We start from the raw sequence: 20,248 nt of genomic DNA, 5'->3' as shown, positions 1-20,248 counted from the left end.
AGCGACATAAAAAAGCCCCGGCTCGCATGAGCCGGGGCTTTTTTATGGGGCTTGGGAATGTGTCAGGGCTGCAAGGTGTTGGTCAGGGCACTTGTGGCGCCTATCAGATCGAGCGCCCACGCAAAACCTGAGTCAGGCGCCCTGCCTTAGAACAGATCCATCGGCGTCGCTTCATCGGCTGGCAGCGGGCTGCCCGGTGCCGCGCCATTGCCCAGTTCGTCCACCGACGGCGGAGAATCTTCGGCTTTGAACAGCTCGAAGTAGGCATTCGGTGTGCTCGGCGATGCCGCGCGCCCGCTGACCGGGTCGACGCGCAAGCTGAGAATGCCCTCCGGTTCTGCCGGGGCATGCGCAGGCTTGTCCTTGAGCGCCGCGCCCATGAAGTTCATCCAGATCGGCAGTGCCGCAGTCCCGCCATATTCGCGGCGGCCGAGGGTTTCCGGTTGGTCGAAGCCGACCCAAACGGTAGTCACGTAATCGGCGTTGTAACCGGAGAACCAGGCGTCCTTGGATTCGTTGGTCGTACCCGTCTTGCCCGCCAGGTCGGTGCGGCCCAAGGCCAGCGCCCGGCGGCCGGTGCCGCGCTTGATCACGTCCTGCAGCATGCTGGTGAGGATGTAGGTGGTACGCCCGTCGATGATCTGTTCGGCCACTGCCGGCGCTTGCGATGCCGCGGCCACCTGACTGAAGGCAGAAGGTGCCTCGCCTGGCATGGCCGCAGTGCTGATTGGCTGCTCGGGGGCGGCCAGGCCCGCCTGGTCTTGGGCACCTTGCGGTACGCGGGCCGGGTTGGCGGTGAACAGTGTCTCGCCGCTGCGGCTCTCGATGCGCTCGATCAGGTACGGGGTGATCTTGTACCCACCGTTGGCAAAGGTGCTCCAGCCGGTGGCGATTTCCATCGGGGTCAGGGTGGCGGTGCCCAGGGCCAGCGACAGGTTGCGCGGCAGGTCCTGCTTGTTGAAGCCGAACTTGGCGATGTAGTCGATGGTGCGGTCCACGCCCATGGCTTGCAGCAGGCGGATCGACACCAGGTTACGTGACTTGTACAGCGCCTCACGCATGCGGATAGGGCCGAGGAAGGTGTTGGTATCGTTCTTCGGTCGCCACACTTTGTCCACCGACTCGTCAACGAACACGATCGGCGCATCGTTGACCAGGCTGGAAGCGGTGTAGCCGCTGTCCAGCGCGGCGCTGTAGATGAAGGGTTTGAAACTCGAGCCCGGTTGGCGCTTGGCCTGCACGGCGCGGTTGTAGTTGCTCTGTTCGAACGAGAAACCGCCGACCAGGGCGCGGATGGCGCCGTTGTTCGGGTCGAGGGTGACCAGGGCACTCTGCGCAACGGGCACCTGACTGAACTTCAATGTGCCATCGTCAAGGCGTTGCAGGCGCACCAGGTCACCGACCTGGGCCACGTCGGCCGGTGATTGCGGTGAACGGCCCTGGGCGTTGTTGTTGATGAACGGGCGCGCCCATTTCATGGTGTCCCAGGCAACCTGCGCCTCTTGGCCGTCACGGGTCAGCACCTTGAGGCCGGTGTGTTCCACCTGGGTGACAATGGCTGGCTCCAGGCCGCCAAGGGTGCGTTGCTTGCCCAGCTCCTGCAGCCACGCTGCCTGGGTGCGGCCCGGGAAGCGTGCTTCAGGGCCACGGTAGCCGTGGCGCTCATCGTAATCGGAGAGGCCCTTGAGGACGGCCTTGTTGGCCATTTCCTGCATGTCGCTAGGCACGGTGGTCGTGACGCGGAAGCCTTCGGTGTAGGCGTCGCTGCCGTAACGGCCGACCATTTCCGCGCGGGCCATTTCGGCGATGTAGGGGGCATTCACCTCAGGCGTCGGCACGTGATAGCTGGCGTTGAGCGGCTCGGCCAGGGCGGCCTCGTAGCTGGCCTGGTCGATCTTGCCCAGCTTGTACATGCGCCCGAGGATCCAGTCGCGGCGCTCTTTGGCGCGCACCGGGTTGGCCAGCGGGTTGAAGCGCGACGGTGCCTTGGGCAGGCCGGCGATCATCGCCATCTGCGCCAGGCTCACGTCACGGATGGACTTGCCGTAATACACCTGTGCTGCTGCATCGATACCGTAGGCGCGGTTGCCCAGGTAGATCTTGTTCACGTACAGCTCAAGGATTTCGTCCTTGGTCAGCTCACGCTCGATTTGCAGGGCCAGCAGGATTTCGTTGGTCTTGCGTGAGAAGCTGCGCTCGCTGGTGAGGAAGAAGTTCTTCGCCACCTGCATGGTGATGGTGCTGCCGCCGGTCTGGATATGACCGGTTTTCACCAGCTGGGTTGCTGCGCGCATCAGGCTGCTGGGGTCGACGCCGTAGTGGTTGAGGAAATTGTCGTCCTCGGCTGACAGCAGCGCCTGAATGAATTGTGGGGGAATTTCCGCGAAGCGGATCGGCGAGCGGCGCATTTCGCCGAATTCGGCAATCAGCTTGCCATCGCTGCTGTACACCCTGAGGGGGATCTGCAACTGGATGCTTCTGAGGGACTCGACCGAGGGCAGGCTGGGACTAAGATACAGAAACGCACCGCTCACACCGAGTACGAGCGCGCAGATGACTGCGACGGAAGACCACCAGAAGAACTTCAGCAGACGTATCAAGGCTTTTCGGTGTCCAGGTTGGGAGTGGATTGCACGCAGGTCCGGTGGACCAAAAGTCGGGTGGGAGCCAGCCATTGCTGGCTGACTCCCCCCTAAGAACCGTACGTGCGCCTTTCAGCGCATACGGCTCAAGCCTTCTTTAAGCCCCCAAGGGGAGCCGGCTTGGTCACGTACAGACCACGCGTGTGGAGCTGGTTATGACAGTTGGGGTGCAAGAGTACCCGATTGGCCAAGGCGTCACCACCGTCAACGGCCCGGTGGATGATGTGGTGGTCGTGCCACCCCGTTTCCTTGGTGATCGGTTGCTTGCATAGCAAACACAGGCCGTTTTGGCTGGCGTATAGGCTGCCGATTTGTTTCCGGTACTGCAGCTTTTTCAGCATCCGGTCCATCCGCAGCTTTTCGCTTTGGGCCTCCATGGCAGGGTCATAAGGGTTGTAATCCCCACTCACCTTTTTGTGTCGCTCGATCGGCGTGCTCGCGAGCGAGCAAAGCTCGATCTCCCGTCTCCTCCCAGCATCGTCCACTGTCGTGGTGGCGAAAACCCAGTTCCGTTCTCCGGAGGCTCGGAAGTACTTCTTCCTAACCCAGTCGAGGGACTTGTTTGGATGTCGCCGTTTCGCCCAACGCCACAGTTTTACAAACACTCGGTGGTCCATCCGGCTGTACGTTTGCTTGGCTACCACTGGCTGATGGTATAGCGCCCAACCCCTCAGCATCGGATTTAGCAGTTGGATTAGATCCTCTTGCTTACTCGTCCTGTGGGTGTTGATTGCCTCCCTGATCTTGCCGTAGAACGCTTTAACGTTCTTTTTGCTCGGTTTGATCAGCAGCTTTCCTTCGTATTTCCGGAAATTCCATCCAAGGAAGTCGAAGCCTTCGTCGATGTGAGCAATACGCGTTTTCTTGAGTGACAACCGCAATCCTCGCGTCGCGAGGAACTGTTCTACCCAAGGTTTTACTTCGTTCTCCAGCACCTCCGAGGAGGTGCCAGTAATTACGAAGTCATCTGCGTATCGCACCACATTCACCTTCAGTTTCTTCGCCCTTGTCACTCCTAGGTATTGCTTGAGGAGTGTTTCCAGACCATCCAGTGCCAGATTTGCCAACACCGGGGAGATAATTCCCCCTTGTGGCGTGCCTGCGTCCGTTGCGTGCAACTGCCCCTTGTGGATGACTCCAGCCTTTAACCACTGCTGAAGCATCCGGGTATCCGTAGGGGCGTTCCTTAGCAGCCATTCGTGGTTGATGTTGTCGAAGAACCCTTCGATGTCTGCGTCCAGAACCCAACAGGCGGAAGCCTGTTTGGAAAGACACAGGAAGAGCTGCGCCATCGCATCCGCCGTACAACGTTCGATCCTGAAGCCGTAGCTATTAGGATCGCCATGGGTTTCGGCGATGGGAGACAGGGCTAGCATGTACAGCGCTTGCATAGCCCTATCCGTCATGGTCGGTATGCCCAATGGGCGTTCCCGTCCATCCGACTTCGGGATGTAGACTCGCCGTAGTGGCCGAGCCCGGTAACCCCGCGTCTTCAACTGACCAACCGCGTTCCATTTCGCGATGGGTGTGTCCCAGAGTTGCTTATCGACTCCCGCCGTGCGGCTTCCCTGATTTTCCGTGACTCTCCGTACAGCCAAGTACCTGGCCGACTTCGAGCGAGTAAGCATTCGTTGCAGGGATTTAACCCTGCGCCATTTGCCTTCCCGACAAGCCTTCGCAATTCGCACCTGCATTCCCCGGACATTCCGCTGAACTCGACGCCAATCGACGTCATGCCACTGCTGCGGAGTGCCGGAAAGCGCAGACTCACCTTGCTGGCTGAGCTCTTTCATGCTGCTTTCCTCTCAAAGTGATACCACCCGAGCGGAAGGCGCACGTACCCCTGAGGGGCGCGTGCACCCCGTCAGGGTTGGATGATCAAGGGCCAATGAAGCCAGCCCTGAAGTTGATGAGACGGTCTCAGTCAGAGTCATTGCGACAGAAGACCACGCAGAAGTCTGCCCGGTTTCCCGTGGGGTGATGTTCCAACCCCTATCCAAGCCATTACAGCCTGGCGTTCGCTTTCTCTGCGATCCCATACCCGCACCGCCAACAGTGTTCCTTACGGTTCACCTGCCCACAGGGCAGCGATACGGGCTTACCACGTTCCCTGTCTGTCACACGACTGGGTTAGGGCCCACCTTTTCACCGGTGATCTTGAAGGCGACGTATCCCCAAGCGCTACGGAGATATCCGATCACGTACCTTTTGGTTCAAGCCTGTCAGCAGCTTTGGCTTGGCAATGCTTACGGTGTTTATCAGTGGTTCACATACGTTACCCATACCAGTCAGCCTAGCGCCTCAACCCGGCACTGCTCCGAGTCTCCGCACCTCTCCTCGCGGAGAGAATGCACCCGAGGTGGGGGCTACATTGTCAGACGGGCTTCACACACCACCGTTGCCAGTGATGCATGCCGTCGTAGGCTACCGTTGGTCGCACAACGAGTCCGCTACTGCTCCATGTAGGCGGCAGTTGGACAATGACAGACAGAGCTTCCGCTCATGTCTCCAGAGGAAGGACCGAACCAAGACGGTGAAATGACCGTTGGTCGGGAAGTTGTTACCTCCTGTTTCAAAATAAGCAGGAGGGGACCCCTGCGGGGGTCTTCTCCCCCGCTTGGGTTGGTGTGTAGAGGGCTCTCCAAAACCGGGATTGCCGGTCCTGCGGTCGTGCTACCGAGAGCTGAACGACCTTGGGTTTTGCCATCCGCCGCAGCGTTAAGTCCTTGAAGGCAGTGGACTTCTGGGTTGGTTTTGTTTCTTGAGGATGGGTACCCAAGTTTTCGGTTTCCTTTGGGAAACCACATCAAGCTGACCATACAGCTTGGTGGGAGGAGACACGCAAAACGTGTCGCACAACGCTGGGCATTATAAGCATTTTTCGCCTTTCCGGGTGACCGGCCAGGCTACTCGTCGAGTCGATGGGTAGCCCTGGCCCAGTGTTGCCGCGGGGTTGCGACAGGTGGCTGCGCTTGGCAGCTGTAACAGACAGCAAAGGAGTCGCGATGTTTGGACGCTTCGGCAAGGATGCCGGTTCACTCGTGGGGGTGGAAATTACGCCCGACGCCGTTCGGATCATGCAACTGCAGCAGCGCAATCGACGCTGCCGTGTGATGGGGTCGGCACAAGAGCTGTTTCAGGCGCCGCTGGCCGATGACTGGGCTCAGGCGCCTGGGGTGGTGGTGGCTGCGCTGCAGCGAGCTTACCGGCGCAGCGGCCTCAGGCAACGCCGGGTAGCGCTGGCATTGCCGGCCAGTCAGGTTATCTGCAAGTTGTGCCATCTGCCGGTGGAGCAGAGCGGGGCGCAGTTGGAGGCACAGCTGCTTGCCGATGCAGAGCGGCTGTTTCCGTTTCCGCTGGAAGACCTGGCCTTGGATTTTCAGGTCATGGGGGCTTCCCATGACCAGCCAGGTTGCTCCGAGGTAATGGTTGCAGCCTGTCGGCAGAGTGCGCTGGCGTCACTCGAAGCCGTCGTCGAGGAGGCGGGCTTGCAGTTGGAGGCCGTCGAGGTCGACAACATTGCCTTGTGCCGCATGTTGCCACAGGGTGGCCTTGAGGGAGCAGCGCTGCTGCGTGTCGAAAACCGCAGCGTAACCCTTCATGACTGGCAGCCGGGCAGGGCGTACCAGCGCTGTGAGCTGCAAACGACTGGCCCGGACATGAACGGGCAATGGCCAGAGCGTCTCCAGGCTTTACTGGTCGGGCAGAGCCGGCCTGCGGGGTTGTGGGTTGCCAGCAGCTCATCGATCAATCCGGGCTGGCTACAAGCCTTGGGCAGCCGGCTGAATGTGCCGTGCACCTACCTGCCTGGGCTGGCAGGGCTGGAACATGTCGATGGGGCGATGCTCCTGGCCTGCGCCTTGGCCTTGGGAGGGCTGCGCCCATGATGCGGCTGAACCTTCTGCCCTGGCGCGAACGGCAGCGTCAGGCGGCGCTGCGGCGCTTTCGAGGCCAGTTGATTGCTGGCGCACTCCTGGCTTTGTGCGCCGTGATGCTGGTCGATCAGCTGGCCCGCCAACGCGGGCAGCAGCAGGTGCTGGCCAATACCCAGCGCCAAGCGACCCTTGATATACAGGATGAGCAGTTGCAGCCGCTGGCCGAAGTGCGTGCACAGCATGAAGCGCTACTTGCCCGTGCGGTGGCCCTGGAGGGCCTGCGCGCCCATCAGGGTGTATTGGCCGGTGTCTTCGCCGACCTTGAAGGGGCGTTGCCTGAAGGTGTGCAGCTAATCGGCCTGAGCCTTGATAGTGGCCGCTTGCAGGTGACAGGGTTGGCTGCGTCCGGTGCAGTGGTGGCGCAGTTCATGCGCGACTTGAACCGCTCGAACGTTTTGCTCGATCTGGAGCTCAAGCGCATCAAGAGCCTGCCGGACGGCGATGAGTTTCTGCTCACCGCTCGTGTTGCGGCGTTCTGGTCGTGAGTCCAGCGCAGATGCTCGCTTGGCTGGCGGTGGTCGAGGGCTCAGGCCGCTTCCGATGGTTGGCGCCAGCGCTGATCGCTGTTGTGTTGTTCAGCCTGGGCTGCGCGATGCGCCTGCCTGCCCTGTTACAGCAGCAGGCGCGGGAGGATGCCAGGCATGTCGAGTTGAACCAGCTGCAGGCAGCCAATGCAGCGCAGTTGGCCGAACTGGAGCGGCTGAAGGCTTTAGTGGTGATTGCCGAACAGCGGTTGCAAGAGGCGCACTGGTATCTGGCCGCCGGGGAGAGCATGAGCGACCTGCTTGAACGGCTGGCAGTGTCGGGGCATGCACATGGCTTGCTTGTCGAACGCCTCGATGTAGAGGCAGGTGAGCAACAGGCCGGATTCAGCAAGGTACCGCTGGTGGTGCAAGTGGTGGGGCGTTATCCGGCCTTGCGGCTGTGGCTGGACGACTGGTTAGGGCAGGCACGGATTCTGCGCAGCGGTGACATGAGCCTGGCAACCGTTGATCGCCAGCCTGGACTGTTGCGCCTGCAGTTGCGGGTTGATGCCTATCACACGGCTACGCCCGTGAAGGCACCTGCAATGCTGGCGCACCTGCCGGCAAGGGCCGCAATGGCTGCGCCTGAAGTGGACCCGTTTGCGCCCGCTGCGGCGCGAGTGGCCAGCGCCGGGCTGGTCGGCGTGCCGTTGGCGCAGCTGGAAATGGTCGGCAGCCTGGCGCGCGGGGCGGCACGCGAGGCACTGCTGATGGCGGCTGGCAAGCTCTATCGCGTACGCCCGGGCGACCGGGTAGGGCGTGATCAGGGGGTAGTGATGCATATAGACCAACGTCAGGTCGAAGTGCGTGAGCGGCTGTTCATGGCGGGGGTATGGCACGAGCGCACGGCGTTCATCACCCTCACCAAGCGCCTGGGCAAGGAGGCCTTGGACCCGAATGAAAACGTGGATGAAATACCTGTTGGCGACCCTGCTGTCGATCCCGCTGGCTTCGGCGACGCCTTACCAGGGTGAACCCCTGTCGCTGAACTTCCAGGATGTTGAGGTGCGTGCGGTGCTGCAGGTGCTGGCTGACTACGCTGGCGTCAACCTGGTCGCCAGTGATGCGGTACAAGGCAGTGTCACTTTGCGTTTGCAGGACGTGCCGTGGGATCAGGCGCTTGACCTGGTCCTGCGCAGCAAGGGCCTGTCCCGGCGCCAGGAGGGCAATGTGCTGTTGGTGGCACCTGCAGCCGAGTTTGCCGCGCAATCAGCAGACGCCCGGGTGAGTCAGGCGCTGGATGCGCACCTGCAGCCATTGCGTCGGGAGCTGCTGCCCATTCACCACGCCAAGGCCGCCGATCTGGCGCAGTTGCTGCTGGCAGGCCTGGAGGGTGACGGCATCCCTCCGGCTAGCTTGAGTGTCGATGAGCGCACCAACACGTTGGTGGTGCATCTGCCCGCTGACCGCCTGGCCGAGATGCGCCAGCTGGTGGCGCAGTTGGATGTGCCGGTGCGCCAGGTAGCGATCGAGGCGCGTATCGTCGAGGCCAACGTCGATTATGAGAAAAGCCTGGGGGTACGCTGGGGTGGGCCGCTGTACGGCGAGAAACTGCGGCCCGGCAAGGAGCTGTTCGTCGACCTCGGTCTGGAGCGTGCCGGCAGCAGTATCGGCCTGGGTTTGTTGCGCGGTGACGTGCTGCTGGACCTGGAGCTCAGTGCCATGGAAAAAAGCGGCAACGGCGAAATCATTTCGCAGCCCAAGGTGGTCACGGCTGACAAGGAAACGGCGAGGATCCTCAAGGGTACCGAGGTGCCTTACCAGGAAACGAGCCAAAGCGGCGCTACCTCGGTATCGTTTCGCGAAGCCTCGCTGTCGCTGGAAGTAACGCCACAGATCACCCCGGACAACAAGGTGATCATGACCGTCAGGGTGACCAAGGACGAGCCGGATTACGTCAATGCCTTGAACAACGTACCGCCGATTCGCAAGAACGAGGTCAATGCCAAGGTTCGTGTGGCTGACGGCGAAACGATCGTGATCGGTGGCGTCTACTCGACTTCGCAAAACAATGTGGTCGACAAGGTGCCATTTTTCGGCGATCTGCCGTATGTTGGGCGGCTGTTTCGACGCGATGCATTACAAGAGAAAAAATCCGAGCTGCTGGTCTTCCTGACTCCGCGTATCATGAGTGACCAGGCGATTGCTGTGAGTCGTTGATTCTGTGCGAAATTTGATACTTGTGGGGCCCATGGGCGCTGGTAAAAGCACCATCGGACGCCTGTTGGCCAAAGAGCTGCGCCTGCTGTTCAAGGATTCCGACAAGGAAATCGAACTGCGATGCGGCGCGAACATCCCGTGGATATTCGACAAGGAAGGCGAGCCGGGTTTCCGTGATCGCGAGCAAGCGATGATTGCCGAGTTGTGCGCGCTCGACGGTGTGGTGCTGGCCACCGGCGGTGGCGCGGTGATGCGCGAAGCCAACCGGCAGGCGCTGCATCAGGGTGGCCGGGTGATCTACCTGCATGCTTCGGTCGAGCAGCAAGTCGGCCGCACCGCGCGCGACCGCAATCGCCCGCTGCTGCGCACGGCCAATCCCGAGGCGACCTTGCGCACCTTGCTGGAAACCCGCGACCCGCTCTACCGCGAGATCGCCGACCTGGTGGTTGAAACCGACGAGCGGCCACCACGCATGGTGGTGATCGATATTCTCGAGCGCTTGCAGCAGTTGCCGCCCCGTTAACCCGGGACTATTCTCGGCCTCCAGCGCCGAGGCGAGGCTCAACGTTACCGCGCAGGCCGCCGGATGGCGCCGCGCCCAAGTACATTGTGGGGATACATGCAGACACTAAAGGTCGACCTGGGCGAGCGTAGCTACCCGATCTACATTGGCGAAGGCCTGCTGGACCAGCCTGAGCTGCTGGCGCCGCACATTGCGGGTCGGCAGGTTGCCATCGTCTCCAACGAGACCGTCGCGCCGCTGTATCTCGAACGCCTGAGCAAGGCCCTTGGTGCCTACTCGGTACTGCCCGTTGTGTTGCCCGATGGTGAAGCCCACAAGAACTGGGAAACATTGCAGCTGATCTTCGATGGCCTGCTGACAGCTCGGCATGATCGTCGTACTACTGTGGTCGCTCTGGGTGGTGGCGTGATTGGTGACATGGCTGGTTTCGCAGCCGCCTGCTACCAGCGCGGTGTCGATTTCATCCAGGTGCCGACTACCCTGTTGTCCCAGGTCGACTCTTCCGTGGGTGGCAAGACCGGCATCAATCATCCGCTGGGCAAGAACATGGTCGGTGCGTTCTATCAGCCCAAGGCGGTGCTGATCGATACCACCAGCCTCAAGACCCTGCCAGCGCGCGAGCTGTCTGCAGGTCTGGCCGAAGTGATCAAGTACGGCCTGATTTGCGACAAGCCGTTCCTCGCCTGGCTCGAAGACAATATGCAGGCACTACGTGCCCTCGATTCGGCAGCCCTGACCGAGGCCATCCGCCGCTCCTGCGCGGCCAAGGCAGCAGTGGTGGGTGCCGACGAGCGCGAGTCCGGCCTACGGGCCACGCTGAACCTGGGGCATACCTTCGGGCATGCTATCGAAACCCATATGGGCTATGGCGTGTGGCTGCACGGCGAAGCCGTCGCGGCGGGCACAGTGATGGCCCTGGAAATGTCCATGCGCCTTGGCTGGATCGACCAGGCTGAGCGCGATCGTGGAATCCGCCTGTTGCAGGACGCAGGTTTGCCGGTGGTGCCACCACAGGAAATGACCCCGGCGCATTTCATGGAGCACATGGCGGTCGACAAGAAGGTGCTCGACGGTCGTTTGCGTCTGGTGCTGCTGCGCCAGATGGGCGAGGCCGTGGTGACCGACGACTATTCGAAAGAGATTCTCCAGGCCACGCTGTCGGCGGATTACCGCGCGATCGTGGCCCAGCTTTGAGGTTGTGACAGCGCAATGACAAGTTTGCATGCCGATGAGGCCTTTCTCGACCATTACCAGTTGAGCCATGATCCGTTCGCGCCCCGCGTACCTGGCTTCAAGTTCTTCCCGGCCCAGCGCAAGCCCGTGCTTGGCCAACTGCACCACCTGGCGCGCTATAGCCAGTTGATGCTGGTGGTCAGTGGCCCATTGGGCAGCGGCAAGTCGCTGCTGCGCCAGGCCCTGGTGGCCAGCACCAACAAGCAGGCTGTGCAAAGTGTGGTGGTGTCGGCCCGCAGCGCCAGAGATGCCTCCAGTATGCTCGCGCAGGTTGCGCAGGAGCTGGGTGTCGCCCAGCCCGAGGTGCAGGCGATCCTGTCGAAGGTGGTGCAGCTGGCACTGACCGGGCAGGAAGTGTATTTGCTGGTGGACGATGCGGAACAACTCGACGAGTCGGCACTCCAAGCGTTGCTGGAATTGGCGGCGGGGGTACCTGAAGGGCGTCCGCACGTGTTTCTGTTCGGTGAGCCATCGCTGATTGCCGGGCTGGATGAGCTCAATGTCGAGGAAGAACGTTTTCACATCATCGAGCTTGCGCCCTACAGTGAAGAAGAAACCCGCGAGTACCTGGAACAGCGCCTGGAAGGGGCTGGTCGGGGCATCGAGGTGTTCAGCCGTGAACAGATCGCCGATATCCATGAAAACTCCGACGGCTGGCCTGGCAACATCAATCAGGTCGCCCGTGACACTTTGATCGAAGCCATGATCGCCAGCCGCTCGACGGCCAAGCGACCAACCATGGGGTTCAAGATGCCTAAAAAACATGTGCTCGCGCTGTCCGCTGTGGTCGTGGTTGCCGTTGCGGCCGCGGTATTGATGCCCAAGAAAGGCGACAAGGCCCCTGCCGAAGCGCCGGCTGCCCAGGCCCAGTTGCCACTGGGCGACGGCAAGCAGGGTGCTGCCATCGAGTTCTCTGGCTCGTCCCAGCCAATGCCGCTGCCACTGGTTGGCCAGTCGCAGCCGGTGATGCGCGAGCCGCTGGCCCAAGCCGCAGGCATGGGCGAGGGTGAAGAGGGAGGCCCGGCTGTCGACACCGCGCTGCAGCCTGGCAACCCGCCACCCACCGTGACCACCATCGCTCCGCCACAAGGTGTGCCGGCTGGCCCGGCGCCTGCGCCTGCCCAGCCCGTGCAGTCGGTTGCGCCTGCGCCCAAGCCTGTTGCAACCCAGCCCGCCAAGCCGGTTGCACCGGCCAAGCCAGCACCAGCGCCGACCCAGGTCGCCGTGGCCAAGCCGGCTGCCAAAGCTGCCGAAAAACCAGCCGCCGCTGGCGCTGGCAACAGTGGCTGGTATGCCGGACAGAAGCCGGGCAATTATGTGGTGCAGATCCTTGGTACCAGCTCCGAGGCGTCGGCCCAGGCTTACGTCAAGGCCCAGGGTGGCGACTATCGCTACTTCAAGAAAAACCTGCAGGGCAAGCCTCTGTACGTCGTGACTTACGGCAGTTTCGCCAACCGCGACGCAGCGGTTGCGGCAATCAAGAACTTGCCAGCGAAGGTCCAGGCTGGTAAACCTTGGCCACGTACCGTCGGCAGCGTCCAACAAGAGCTGGCCACGGCCCGCTGATACCTTCCGGGCGGCATCACCCCGCCGCCCAGTAGCTAAGCGAATTCTAGCTTTCGACTAGCCTGCTGCGCCCGAGCGCGGCAGGCTTTTCTGTCCCGGACTGCCGGCCACAAGTCCTTAGTTGCAGTCATGGCTGAAACGCTTCAGACTCGAGCCAAGCCGCTATCACGGCGCATGGCGCAAAAACATTCAAAATTGCGACATAAATTTTCAATGGCGAGACATGAAAATTTGTGGGCGTCGCTGTCGCTGTGCAACAATGGTTTTCCATGACCACCGCAAAAAAGCTGGCGTTTGATCGGCGTGGATGGTAAGTGGTTGTTAAAAAAGAGATTTACCTCCGTTGAGAGGTGAACCTGGTGAGAATGTGTCTATGAAAACAGGTCTGTACCATCCCGAAGAATTCAAGGACAACTGTGGTTTTGGCCTGATCGCCCATATGACGGGTGAGCCGAGCCACCACCTTCTGCAAACTGCCATGCAGGCGCTGACATGCATGACCCACCGCGGCGGCATCAATGCCGACGGCAAGACCGGTGACGGTTGCGGTCTGCTCATGCAGAAGCCCGATCAATTCCTGCGTGCCATGGCCCAGGAGCACTTCGCTGTCGAGCTGCCCAAGCAGTACGCCGTCGGCATGGTGTTCTTCAACCAGGACCCGGTCAAAGCCGAAGCTGCCCGCGCCAACATGGACCGCGAGATCCTCGCCGCTGGCCTGAAACTGGTCGGCTGGCGCAAGGTGCCGATCGACACCAGCGTCCTCGGCCGCCTGGCCCTGGAGCGCCTGCCGCAGATCGAGCAGGTGTTCATTGGCGGTGAAGGCCTGAGCGACCAGGAATTCGCCATCAAGCTGTTCAGTGCCCGTCGTCGTTCGTCGGTGGCCAACGCCCACGACGCCGACCACTACATCTGCAGCTTCTCGCACAAGACCATCATCTACAAAGGCCTGATGATGCCGCGCGATCTCGCGGCGTTTTATCCAGACCTGGGTGACGAGCGCCTGCAAACCGCGATCTGCGTGTTCCACCAGCGCTTCTCCACCAACACCCTGCCGAAATGGCCGCTGGCGCAGCCGTTCCGCTTCCTCGCCCACAACGGCGAGATCAACACCATCACCGGCAACCGCAACTGGGCCGTGGCTCGTCGCACCAAGTTCGCCAATGACCAGATCCCGGACCTCGAAGAGCTCGGCCCGCTGGTCAACCGCGTCGGTTCCGACTCGTCCAGCATGGACAACATGCTGGAACTGATGGTCACCGGTGGCATCGACCTGTTCCGCGGCGTGCGCATGCTGGTACCGCCAGCGTGGCAGAACGTCGAGACCATGGACGCCGACCTGCGCGCCTTCTACGAATACAACTCCATGCACATGGAGCCGTGGGATGGCCCGGCCGGTATCGTCATGACCGAAGGCCGCCACGCGGTGTGCCTGCTCGACCGTAACGGTCTACGCCCGGCGCGCTGGGTGACCACCACCAATGGTTACATCACCATCGCCTCGGAAATCGGCGTATGGGGCTATCAGCCTGAGGAAGTGCTGGCCAAGGGCCGTGTCGGCCCGGGCCAGATCCTTGCCGTGGACACCGAAACCGGCCAGATCCTCGACACCGACGCCATCGACAACCGCCTGAAGTCGCGCCACCCGTACAAGCGCTGGCTGCGTCAGCACGCCACCCGCATCCAGGCGACGCTGACCGACGACCAGGGTGTGGCCAGCTACGACGCTGACCAGCTCAAGCAATACATGAAGATGTTCCAGGTCACCTTCGAAGAGCGTGACCAGGTACTGCGCCCGTTGGGTGAGCAGGGCCAGGAAGCCGTTGGCTCGATGGGTGACGACACGCCGATGGCCGTGCTGTCGCAGCGCGTGCGCTCGCCGTACGACTTCTTCCGCCAGCAGTTCGCTCAGGTAACCAACCCGCCGATCGACCCGCTGCGCGAAGCGATCGTAATGTCGCTGGAAATCTGCCTGGGTGCCGAGCGCAACATCTTCCAGGAGTCCCCGGAGCACGCTTCGCGGGTCATCCTCAGCTCGCCGGTCATCTCGCCCGCCAAGTGGCGTTCGCTGATGAACCTGGAGCGCGAAGGCTTCGACCGCCAGCTGATCGACCTCAACTATGAGCAGAGCGTCGGCCTGGAAGCGGCCATCCGCAACATTGCCGACCAGGCCGAAGAAGCTGTGCGTGGGGGCAAGACCCAGCTGGTGCTGAGCGACCGTTATATCGCCCCGGGCAAGCTGCCGGTGCACGCTTCGCTGGCCGTTGGTGCAGTGCACCACCGCCTGACCGAACAGGGCCTGCGTTGCGACAGCAACATCCTGGTGGAAACCGCTACCGCCCGTGATCCGCATCACTTCGCCGTGCTGCTGGGCTTCGGTGCCTCGGCCGTTTACCCGTACCTGGCGTATGAAGTACTGGCTGACCTGATCCGTACCGGCGAAGTGCTGGGCGACCTGGACGAAGTGTTCAAGTACTACCGCAAAGGTATTTCCAAGGGCCTGCTGAAGATCCTGTCCAAGATGGGTATCTCCACCATCGCCTCGTACCGCGGTGCACAGCTGTTCGAAGCCATTGGCCTGGCCGAGGAAGTGGTCGGCCTGAGCTTCAAGGGCGTGTCCAGCCGCATCAAGGGTGCGCGCTTCGAAGACCTGGAAAACGACCAGAAGCTGCTGGCGGCCGAAGCCTGGAGCGCGCGCAAGCCGATCCAGCAAGGTGGCCTGCTGAAGTTCGTCCACGGTGGCGAATACCACGCCTACAACCCGGACGTGGTCAACACCCTGCAAGCGGCTGTGCAGCAGGGCGACTACGCCAAGTTCAAGGAATACACCACGCTGGTGGACCAGCGCCCGGTGTCGATGATTCGTGACTTGCTCAAGGTGAAAGTGGCCGACCAGCCGCTGGCGCTGGAGCAGGTCGAGCCGCTGGAGGCGATTCTCAAGCGTTTCGACTCGGCGGGTATCTCGCTGGGTGCACTGTCGCCGGAAGCCCACGAAGCGCTGGCCGAGGCCATGAACCGCCTGGGCGCACGCTCCAACTCGGGTGAAGGCGGCGAAGACCCGTCGCGCTATGGCACCATCAAGAGCTCGAAGATCAAGCAGGTGGCCACCGGCCGTTTTGGTGTGACCCCGGAGTATCTGGTCAACGCCGAAGTGCTGCAGATCAAGGTTGCCCAGGGCGCCAAGCCGGGTGAGGGCGGCCAGTTGCCGGGCGGAAAGGTCAACGGCCTGATCGCCAAGCTGCGTTATGCGGTACCGGGCGTGACCCTGATCTCGCCACCGCCACACCATGACATTTACTCGATCGAAGATCTGGCCCAGCTGATCTACGACCTCAAGCAGGTCAACCCGCAGGCGCTGGTATCGGTCAAGCTGGTAGCCGAAGCGGGCGTGGGCACCATCGCCGCAGGTGTGGCCAAGGCCTATGCCGACCTGATCACCATCTCCGGTTACGACGGTGGTACCGGTGCTTCGCCGCTGACCTCGATCAAATACGCCGGCGCCCCTTGGGAGCTTGGCCTTGCGGAAACCCACCAGACCCTGCGCGGCAATGACCTGCGTGGCAAGGTACGGGTGCAGACCGACGGCGGCCTGAAAACCGGCCTGGACGTTATCAAGGCGGCCATCCTCGGCGCCGAAAGCTTCGGCTTTGGTACCGCGCCAATGATTGCCCTGGGCTGCAAGTACCTGCGCATCTGCCACCTGAACAACTGCGCCACCGGCGTGGCCACCCAGAACGACAAGCTGCGCAAGGACCACTACATCGGCACCGTCGACATGGTGATCAACTTCTTCACCTTTGTCGCCGAAGAAACCCGCGAGTGGTTGGCCAAGCTGGGCGTGCGCAGCCTTGGCGAGCTGATCGGCCGTACCGACCTGCTCGAAGTGCTGCCAGGTGACACCGAACGCCAGCAGTACCTGGACCTGTCGCCGCTGCTGGGCAGCTCGCACATTCCTGCGGACAAACCGCAGTTCTGCGAAGTCGACAAGAACCCGCCGTTCGACCTGGGCGAGTTGGCCGAGAAGATGGTTGATATGGCCATGCCGGCCATCCGCGACCAGGCGGGTGGCGAGTTCAGCCTCGACATCTGCAACTGCGACCGCTCCATTGGTGCGCGTGTGTCGGGCGAAATCGCCCGCCTGCACGGCAACCAGGGCATGGCCGCGGCGCCGATCACCTTCCGCTTCAAGGGGACTGCGGGCCAGAGCTTTGGTGTGTGGAACGCCGGTGGCCTGAACCTGCACCTGGAAGGCGACGCCAACGATTACGTCGGCAAAGGCATGACCGGTGGCAAGGTCACCATCGTGCCGCCAGCCGGCAGCCCGTTCGAAACCCAGCACAGCGCCATCGTCGGCAACACCTGCCTGTACGGTGCCACTGGCGGCAAGCTGTTTGCCGCAGGTACTGCGGGCGAGCGCTTCGCTGTACGTAACTCCGGCGCCCATGCTGTTGTCGAGGGCACTGGCGATCACTGCTGTGAATACATGACCGGCGGCTTTGTCTGCGTTCTGGGCAAGACCGGTTACAACTTCGGTTCTGGCATGACTGGCGGCTTTGCCTACGTGCTCGACATGGACAATAGCTTCGTCGACAAGCTCAACCACGAGCTGGTGGAAATCCAGCGTATCAGTGGCGAAGCGATGGAGGCCTACCGTAGCCACCTGGCGCGTGTCCTTGCCGAGTATGTGGATGAGACCGGCAGCGAGTGGGGGCGTGAGCTCTCGGAGAACCTGGACGACTACGTGCGGCGCTTCTGGCTGGTCAAGCCGAAGGCAGCCAACCTGAAGCAGCTGTTGTCCAGCACCCGTGCCAACCCGCAGTAAAAACAGCTGCAAGTGGCAAGCCTCGAGCTGCAGGTAATGGCAGTGCGAGGTTTGCCCGGCTTAAGTGATCGTCTTGCGGCTTGCAGCGTGTAGCTTGCAGCTGCTGTAAAGAGGTTTTGAAAAATGGCTGAACGTCTGAACAACGACTTCCAGTTCATCGAAGTGGGCCGAAAGGACCCGAAAAAAAAGCTGCTGCGCCAGCGCAAGAAGGAGTTCGTGGAAATCTACGAACCGTTCAAGCCGCAGCAGTCCGTGGAGCAGGCGCACCGCTGCCTGGGCTGCGGTAACCCGTATTGCGAGTGGAAGTGCCCGGTACACAACTTCATCCCCAACTGGTTGAAGCTGGTCTCCGAAGGCAACATCCTGGCCGCGGCGGAACTGTCGCACCAGACCAACACCCTGCCGGAAGTATGCGGCCGTGTTTGCCCGCAAGACCGCCTGTGCGAGGGTGCCTGCACCCTGAACGACGGTTTCGGCGCGGTGACCATCGGCTCGGTGGAGAAGTACATCACCGACACCGCCTTCGCCATGGGCTGGCGTCCGGACATGTCCAAGGTCAAGCCAACCGGCAAGCGCGTTGCCATCATCGGCGCCGGCCCGGCGGGCCTGGGCTGCGCCGACGTGCTGGTGCGCGCCGGGGTAACCCCGGTGGTGTTCGACAAAAACCCTGAGATCGGTGGCCTGCTGACCTTCGGTATCCCCGAGTTCAAGCTGGAAAAGACCGTGCTCAGCAACCGCCGTGAAGTGTTCACCGGCATGGGCATCGAGTTCCGCCTGAACACCGAGGTGGGCAAGGATGTGACCATGGAACAGCTGCTCGCCGAGTACGACGCGGTGTTCATGGGCATGGGTACCTACACCTACATGAAGGGCGGCTTCCCGGGTGAAGACCTGCCGGGCGTGCATGACGCACTGGACTTCCTGATCGCCAACGTCAACCGCAACCTGGGCTTCGAGAAGTCGCCGGAAGACTTCGTCGACATGCAGGGCAAGAAAGTGGTGGTGCTGGGCGGTGGTGACACCGCGATGGACTGCAACCGTACCTCGATCCGTCAGGGTGCCAAGGCGGTGACCTGTGCTTATCGTCGTGACGAAGCCAACATGCCGGGTTCGCGCAAAGAGGTTAAGAACGCCAAGGAAGAGGGCGTGAAGTTCCTCTACAACCGTCAGCCCATTGCCATTGTGGGCGAGGACAAGGTCGAAGGCGTCAAAGTGGTCGAGACTCGCCTGGGCGAGCCTGATGCCCGTGGCCGCCGCAGCCCTGAGCCAATCCCGGGCTCCGAAGAGATCCTGCCGGCAGACGCCGTGGTAATCGCCTTCGGCTTCCGCCCGAGCCCGGCACCGTGGTTTGAACAGCATGGCATTCAGCTGGACAGCCAAGGTCGTGTGGTTGCCCCGGAGAAGGGCAAGTTCAAGCACCAGACCAGCAACCCGAAAGTGTTTGCCGGTGGCGACATGGTGCGCGGTTCGGACCTGGTGGTGACTGCGATCTTCGAAGGGCGTACGGCTGCCGAGGGTATCCTGGACTACCTCGAAGTCTGAGCTTCGACCTGTTCGCGGGCATGCCCGCTCCCGCAGGGTTAAGCGCAGAACCCGTGGGGGCAGGCATGCCCGCGAAGCTTTTGTATACAAAAACGCTTGATCTGTGGCATCCAATAGACAAAACACATGGCCATGGCCGTGCCTTTTGCGCTGGTGTCTGAGAAAATGCCCGCACTATTTTTCCGGATGCCGACATGACTGCCCTGAAGAACGATCGTTTCCTGCGTGCACTGCTCAAGCAACCCGTAGACGTCACCCCGGTGTGGATGATGCGCCAGGCCGGCCGCTACCTGCCGGAGTACCGCGCCAGCCGCGCCAAGGCCGGTGACTTCATGAGCCTGTGCATGAACCCGCAGTTCGCCTGCGAGGTCACCCTGCAGCCGCTGGACCGCTACCCGCTGGATGCAGCGATCCTGTTCTCGGACATCCTTACCATTCCCGATGCCATGGGCCTGGGCCTGTACTTTGAAACCGGCGAAGGCCCGCGTTTCAAGAAGGTCATCAGCACCCCCGCCGACATCGAGGCGCTGCCAGTTCCGGACCCACAGAAAGACCTCGGCTACGTGATGGATGCGGTCAGCACCATTCGCCGTGAGCTCAATGGCCGTGTGCCGTTGATCGGCTTCTCCGGCAGCCCGTGGACCCTGGCTACCTACATGGTCGAAGGCGGCTCGTCGAAGGACTTCCGCAAGACCAAGGCCATGGCCTACGACAACCCGCAAGCCCTGCACCTGCTGCTGGACAAGCTGGCCCAGTCGGTCACCAGCTACCTTAACGGCCAGATCCTGGCCGGCGCCCAGGCCGTACAGATCTTCGACACCTGGGGCGGCAACCTGTCGGCGGCGGCCTATCAGGAGTTCTCCCTGGCCTACATGCGCAAGATCGTCAGCGGCCTGATCCGCGAGCACGAGGGGCGCAAGGTGCCGGTGATCCTGTTCACCAAGAATGGTGGCTTGTGGCTGGAAAGCATTGCCGAAGCCGGCGCCGACGCGCTGGGCCTGGACTGGACCTGCGAGATCGGCGACGCCCGTCGCCGCGTGGGTGACAAGGTGGCGCTGCAAGGCAACATGGACCCGACCGTGCTGTATGCCAAGCCCGAGGCCATTCGCAAGGAAGTGGCGCGCATCCTGGCCAGCTATGGCCACGGCACTGGCCATGTGTTCAACCTTGGCCACGGCATCACGCCGGAAGTTGACCCGGAACATGCGGGTGCATTCATCAACGCCGTGCACGAACTGTCGGCGCAGTACCACCAGTGACTTGATGCACTGCACAGTAAACCCGGCTTCGATGCCGGGTTTTTT

At 61.9% G+C, this 20,248-nt stretch carries 12 protein-coding genes; 10 read left to right on the top strand and 2 right to left on the bottom strand.

The window, feature by feature from the left end:
- Positions 1 to 146: 146 nt before the first annotated feature.
- The gene (locus LU682_RS27650; protein WP_370688787.1) at positions 147 to 2,597 is read right to left on the bottom strand and encodes a penicillin-binding protein 1A; all 2,451 of its coding nucleotides are present in this window, start codon (positions 2,595 to 2,597) and stop codon (positions 147 to 149) included.
- Between the two features lie 131 nt (positions 2,598 to 2,728).
- Complete coding sequence (gene ltrA, locus LU682_RS27645) at positions 2,729 to 4,435, bottom strand: group II intron reverse transcriptase/maturase (RefSeq protein WP_060494796.1); 1,707 nt, start codon at positions 4,433 to 4,435, stop codon at positions 2,729 to 2,731.
- 1,212 nt (positions 4,436 to 5,647) lie between these two features.
- Between ltrA and pilM the strand changes: the two genes are divergently transcribed.
- From pilM to hemE, 10 genes are all read left to right on the top strand, one after another.
- Complete coding sequence (gene pilM, locus LU682_RS27640; protein WP_010955629.1) at positions 5,648 to 6,529, top strand: type IV pilus biogenesis protein PilM; 882 nt, start codon at positions 5,648 to 5,650, stop codon at positions 6,527 to 6,529.
- Positions 6,526 to 7,062 (top strand): PilN domain-containing protein, encoded by a 537-nt coding sequence (locus LU682_RS27635; RefSeq protein WP_010955628.1) that lies wholly within the window; start codon positions 6,526 to 6,528, stop codon positions 7,060 to 7,062. The genes pilM and LU682_RS27635 overlap by 4 nt, the downstream gene beginning before the upstream one ends.
- 11 nt (positions 7,063 to 7,073) lie before the next feature.
- Positions 7,074 to 8,075 (top strand): pilus assembly protein PilP, encoded by a 1,002-nt coding sequence (locus tag LU682_RS27630; RefSeq protein ID WP_049588306.1) that lies wholly within the window; start codon positions 7,074 to 7,076, stop codon positions 8,073 to 8,075.
- Positions 7,999 to 9,261, top strand: a complete 1,263-nt coding sequence (locus LU682_RS27625) for a type IV pilus secretin PilQ (RefSeq protein ID WP_010955626.1) — start codon at positions 7,999 to 8,001, stop codon at positions 9,259 to 9,261. Before LU682_RS27630 ends, LU682_RS27625 begins: the two co-directional genes overlap by 77 nt.
- Positions 9,262 to 9,265: 4 nt before the next feature.
- Entirely contained in the window at positions 9,266 to 9,784 is a 519-nt protein-coding gene (gene aroK / locus LU682_RS27620; protein WP_010955625.1) for a shikimate kinase AroK, read from the top strand.
- A gap of 96 nt (positions 9,785 to 9,880) precedes the next feature.
- Positions 9,881 to 10,978: a 3-dehydroquinate synthase gene (gene aroB, locus LU682_RS27615; protein WP_010955624.1), complete on the top strand. Its 1,098-nt coding sequence runs from the start codon at positions 9,881 to 9,883 to the stop codon at positions 10,976 to 10,978.
- 15 nt (positions 10,979 to 10,993) lie between these two features.
- Positions 10,994 to 12,583 carry an SPOR domain-containing protein gene (locus LU682_RS27610; RefSeq protein WP_010955623.1) on the top strand — a complete coding sequence of 530 codons (1,590 nt, stop codon included), beginning with the start codon at positions 10,994 to 10,996 and terminating at the stop codon, positions 12,581 to 12,583.
- 373 nt (positions 12,584 to 12,956) lie between these two features.
- Complete coding sequence (gltB, locus tag LU682_RS27605; RefSeq protein WP_010955622.1) at positions 12,957 to 17,402, top strand: glutamate synthase large subunit; 4,446 nt, start codon at positions 12,957 to 12,959, stop codon at positions 17,400 to 17,402.
- 123 nt (positions 17,403 to 17,525) lie between these two features.
- Positions 17,526 to 18,944, top strand: a complete 1,419-nt coding sequence (locus LU682_RS27600) for an FAD-dependent oxidoreductase (protein WP_003249156.1) — start codon at positions 17,526 to 17,528, stop codon at positions 18,942 to 18,944.
- Positions 18,945 to 19,138: 194 nt separating this feature from the next.
- Positions 19,139 to 20,203, top strand: coding sequence for a uroporphyrinogen decarboxylase (gene hemE / locus LU682_RS27595; RefSeq protein WP_010955621.1), 1,065 nt, complete (start codon positions 19,139 to 19,141; stop codon positions 20,201 to 20,203).
- Positions 20,204 to 20,248 lie beyond the last annotated feature (45 nt).

Source organism: Pseudomonas alloputida (assembly GCF_021283545.2).
Taxonomy (GTDB): Bacteria; Pseudomonadota; Gammaproteobacteria; order Pseudomonadales; family Pseudomonadaceae; genus Aquipseudomonas; species Aquipseudomonas alloputida.
The sequence above is the reverse complement of the archived record's forward strand: the minus strand, read 5'-3'. Positions and strand labels throughout refer to the sequence as shown.